The organism is Nocardia sp. NPDC060220, assembly GCF_042727815.1.
Taxonomy (GTDB): domain Bacteria; phylum Actinomycetota; class Actinomycetes; order Mycobacteriales; family Mycobacteriaceae; genus Nocardia.
The window spans coordinates 1-3,850 of sequence record NZ_JBHWZY010000675.1 but is presented as its reverse complement, the minus strand read 5'-3'; the positions used below and the strand labels follow the sequence as shown (position 1 = coordinate 3,850).

The following is a 3,850-nucleotide window of genomic DNA, read 5'->3' as shown; positions in this document are numbered from 1 at the left end:
CTTTTTTGTTTCCTCCGCTACATTCCTAGCGGTCTGTTTTATCCAGTAAATCGGTGAGTAATCTTTTCGTGATCAAACCCACACTGCTGGATTGCACTGTGGAGGACACGGATTGGCGATCTTCGCCGTATCGTCACACCCAGCTTTTCGTTCTACCGCCTCAAGTCTGCGGTATCGGCATTGAGGGTTTTTCGCGCGTGCTCGACATTTATCACTTCAGCTACGGCTGGATCACCCCGGTTCTCGCCTACTTCATGTCCGTCACGGGCTGTCTGCTCGGACTGCAGTGCGCGGCCCGCGGGCGCAATGCCACCGAGGGACGGGTCGGCTGGCTCATCGGCGCCGCGATCGCGATCGGCGGGACCGGGATCTGGGTCATGCATTTCATCGCGATGCTCGGCTTCACCATCCGCGGCACCGAGATCCGCTACGACATCCCGTTGACGCTGTTCAGCGCGATCACCGCGATGGTGGTGGTCGGAATCGGGCTGTTCATGGTCAACAAGCCGCAGCCGACCCTGCGCTCACTGCTCTCCGGTGGCGTCATCACCGGCCTCGGTGTCGGGACCATGCACTACACCGGCATGTACGCGATGAGATCCAGCGCGACCGTGCGATACGACCCGGCGATCGTGGCCCTGTCGATGGTGATCGCGGTGGTGGCTTCGGTCGTGGCTCTGTGGTTCACGTTGCGCGTCAAGGGTTTTCTCGCCACCGTGGGTGCGGCACTGATCATGGGTGTGGCCGTGTGCGGCATGCACTACACCGGGATGGCCTCGATGCACGCGCACACCGGACATCAAACCGCGCCCGCGACCGGCGCCGAGGCGATGCAATTGCTGGCGCCGCTGATCGGGGTGAGCAGCATCGTCACCATGCTCGTGCTGATCAGTGTGAGCCTCACCGAGATCGAGAACGAGGAAGCCCTGCCGCGCATGTGGCTCACCTCGCGGCACCGGCCCCAGCCGCGACCGGTCAAGCCCGCGCGCCCGGCCGCGCAGTACGCGCCGCCGGTCCAGCACGAGTACCGCACCGAGGAATTGAGCTACGACGGTGCGGGCGCCTGGCCACGCCGGGTCGTCGACTGATCAGGTCGTCGCGACACCCGAACGGCGCCTGACGAATTCGGCCACCGGCTCGACGACCCGGGCCGCGATCGGGCCGAGGATCGCCATCAGCAGCACATAGGCGGAGGCGAGCGCGGCCAGCTTCGCGTCGGCCTTGCCGTAGGCGACCGCCAATCCGGCGATGACGATGGAGAATTCGCCGCGCGCCACCAGCGCGGCGCCCGCCCTCGCCCGACCCATCTGCCGGATTCCCTGCCTGCTCGCCGCCCACCAACCGACCGCGATCTTGGTGCCGGTGGTCACCACCGCCAGCGCGACCGCCCAGGCGAACACCGGCGGGATCGCGGTCGGGTCGATCGACAGACCGAACGCGACGAAGAAGATCGCCGCGAACAGATCACGCAGTGGCTCCAGCAGTTTCGCGGCCTCGTGCGCGGTGGACCCCGAGATGGCGATGCCGAGCAGGAACGCGCCGACCGCGGCCGAGACATTGAGCGCCGAGGCCGCTCCGGCCACGAGCAGCGCGGCGCCGAGCAGCTGGAGCAGGAACACCTCGCGATCGGCGCTGTCGAGCACGGCCGAGACCACCCGCCCGAACCGCAGCGCCACCACGAGCACCACCGTGATGGTCGCCAGCGCGACCGCGAGGGAGATCAATCCGCTCAGCAGGCTCAACCCGGCCAGCATCATGGTCAGGATCGGCAGGTACACCGCCATCGCGAGGTCTTCGAGCACCAGGATCGACAGCACCACGGGCGTCTCGCGGTTACCGAGACGGCCCAGATCGTCGAGCACCTTGGCCACGATCCCCGACGACGAGATGTAGGTGACCCCGCCGAGCACGACGGCGCCGAGCACACCCCAGCCCATGATGAGCGCGACCGCGACCCCGGGCAGGGCGTTGGCCACCAGATCGAGCACTCCGGCGGCCCAGGAGCGCCGCAGACCGGTCATCAGCTCGGGGGCGGTGTACTCGAGCCCGAGCAGCAGAAGCAGCAGCACGACGCCGATCTCGCTCGCCATGTGCCCGAACTCGGTGGCGGCGTCGAGCTCGATGAAACCGCCGCGGCCGAACGCCAGTCCGCCCAGCAGGTACAGCGGAATCGGGGACATCCCGAAGCGGCCCGCCACTCGCCCGCAGATCCCCAGCGCGAACAAGATCACGCCGAGCTCGAGCAGAGCCAAGGCCTGCGAGGTCACGGCGGTCAGCCGTGCACGAGAATCTTCGCGGCCGCTTCCAGGCCGTCCGGGGTGCCGACGACCACGAGCAGATCACCCTCGGTGAAGGTGAAGTCCGGGCCGGGTGACGGGTGGAGCTGACCGGCGCGCATCACCGCGACGATCGAGGTCTTGGTGCGGGTGCGCATGCCGGTCTCGCCGAGCGTCCGGCCCGCGTAGGGGGATTCGTCGACGATGGCGAGCTGGCGGGTGGTGATGCCCGGCAGATCGCGATGGTCGTCGTTGAGTTTGGCGACCAGCTGCGGCGCGCCGAGCAGGTTCGCCAGCACCGACGCCTCGTCGGTGGACAGCGGCACCTGGGCGGCGATGGCGTCCGGGTCGTCGGGTTTGGACACGATCAGATCGATGTCACCGTCGCGGTGGGCGACCACCCCGACGCGGCGCCCCGACCTGACTTCGAAATCCTTGCGCACTCCGATGCCCGGTAGCGCTGTGACGTCGACGTTCACACCGTCAACAGTAGCCGCGCCCGGCCGCGATTGTGGTCTACGCCACTCCCTCCCGGCGCGGTGTGCTGAACACGCCGTCGGATCCGGGCAGATACGGCTGCGCGGCCAGCACCGCCGCGACCGGCAGCGCCGCGTAGAGGTGCGGGAACAGCATCGACGACGGGTCGCTCGGCACGCCCGGTTCCCACTTCACCGCACCGGTGAACGCCGCCGGATCCAGCCACAGCACGACCATGTCGGCGCGCCCGGCAAAGAGTCGATTGGCGGGCAGGTGGACCTGCTCCGGGGTGGACAGGTGCACGAAGCCCGCATCGGCCAGCGAAGGCGGTCTGCGCTCGCCCACGCGGCGAGCTTCCTCCCATTCTTGGGAAGAACACAGGTGAACAAGGGTGTGAGTGTCGGATGTCACGGGTAATCTCCGGGTAGACAACAGGTTCGGACGGTCAAGACCCTGTCACAACTCGATCGTGTTCGGCCCGCTTCGGTGCTCGGCTCGTCCGTAACGAGCAACACCGCAGCGAGCGACATATCGGTGAGCGGCAGGTTCGAGTGGGAGGTGGCATCAGCGCTTCGCGGGTGATCGGTGGGTGCTCGAGACCGACGACCGGCGGGTGTTCGCTTTCAGCGAAACCGCAGGTCTGTTATCGAAAACACAAAGATTCACTTCCGGGAACAAAGCCTGAACCCCGAACGTCTGACAGAGTAGTCGTACCACTGCTGGGAAGTAGCGGATGCGAGCCGCGTGGAGTGACCACGAGGCCCACACCTAGGCGAACGGCCACGCAGCGCCGGGAGCCGGGACGGAGGAGTCATGCCAGGAACACTGACCAGCACCCCACTGACCGCACTCGATCGTTGCGATCGCTGCGGGGCGGCTGCCCGAGTGCGTGCCGTGCTTCCCGCGGGTGGCGAGTTGCTCTTCTGCCAGCACCACGCGAATGAACACATGGACCGCTTGCGCGAACTCGAAGCCGTGCTCAACACGGACGAAGCTCCCGCGATCTGACCACTCCTCGCGTCCGAAACAACCACATCTGACAACAGAAAACTCCCGACAGCGGGCGACCCGGACAGGGCGCCCGCTGTCGCTGTATC

At 66.8% G+C, this 3,850-nt stretch carries 5 protein-coding genes; 2 read left to right on the top strand and 3 right to left on the bottom strand.

The window, feature by feature from the left end; translation table 11 throughout:
* The first annotated feature begins 197 nt into the window (after positions 1-197).
* Positions 198-1,088: an MHYT domain-containing protein gene (locus tag ACFWF3_RS27510; protein WP_379316300.1), complete on the top strand. Its 891-nt coding sequence runs from the start codon at positions 198-200 to the stop codon at positions 1,086-1,088.
* Here ACFWF3_RS27510 and ACFWF3_RS27505 read toward each other — a convergent pair whose 3' ends face one another.
* From ACFWF3_RS27505 to ACFWF3_RS27495, 3 genes are read right to left on the bottom strand one after another with little or no spacing between them, the layout of a single operon-like run.
* Positions 1,089-2,267, bottom strand: a complete 1,179-nt coding sequence (locus tag ACFWF3_RS27505; protein ID WP_378988632.1) for a cation:proton antiporter — start codon at positions 2,265-2,267, stop codon at positions 1,089-1,091.
* A 5-nt stretch (positions 2,268-2,272) separates the two neighbouring features.
* Positions 2,273-2,755 (bottom strand): cation:proton antiporter regulatory subunit, encoded by a 483-nt coding sequence (locus tag ACFWF3_RS27500; RefSeq protein ID WP_101466659.1) that lies wholly within the window; start codon positions 2,753-2,755, stop codon positions 2,273-2,275.
* 37 nt (positions 2,756-2,792) lie between these two features.
* Positions 2,793-3,164, bottom strand: coding sequence for a DUF952 domain-containing protein (locus ACFWF3_RS27495; protein WP_378988630.1), 372 nt, complete (start codon positions 3,162-3,164; stop codon positions 2,793-2,795).
* A gap of 402 nt (positions 3,165-3,566) precedes the next feature.
* Here ACFWF3_RS27495 and ACFWF3_RS27490 point away from each other — a divergent pair, with 402 nt between their 5' ends.
* The gene (locus ACFWF3_RS27490; RefSeq protein WP_378988628.1) at positions 3,567-3,761 is read left to right on the top strand and encodes a hypothetical protein; all 195 of its coding nucleotides are present in this window, start codon (positions 3,567-3,569) and stop codon (positions 3,759-3,761) included.
* The last annotated feature ends 89 nt before the right edge of the window (positions 3,762-3,850 follow it).

Bases quoted from the DNA above. Each gene is read 5' to 3' on its own strand.
- ACFWF3_RS27490 (WP_378988628.1), top strand. From the start codon at position 3,567: ATGCCAGGAACACTGACCAGCACCCCACTGACCGCACTCGATCGTTGC.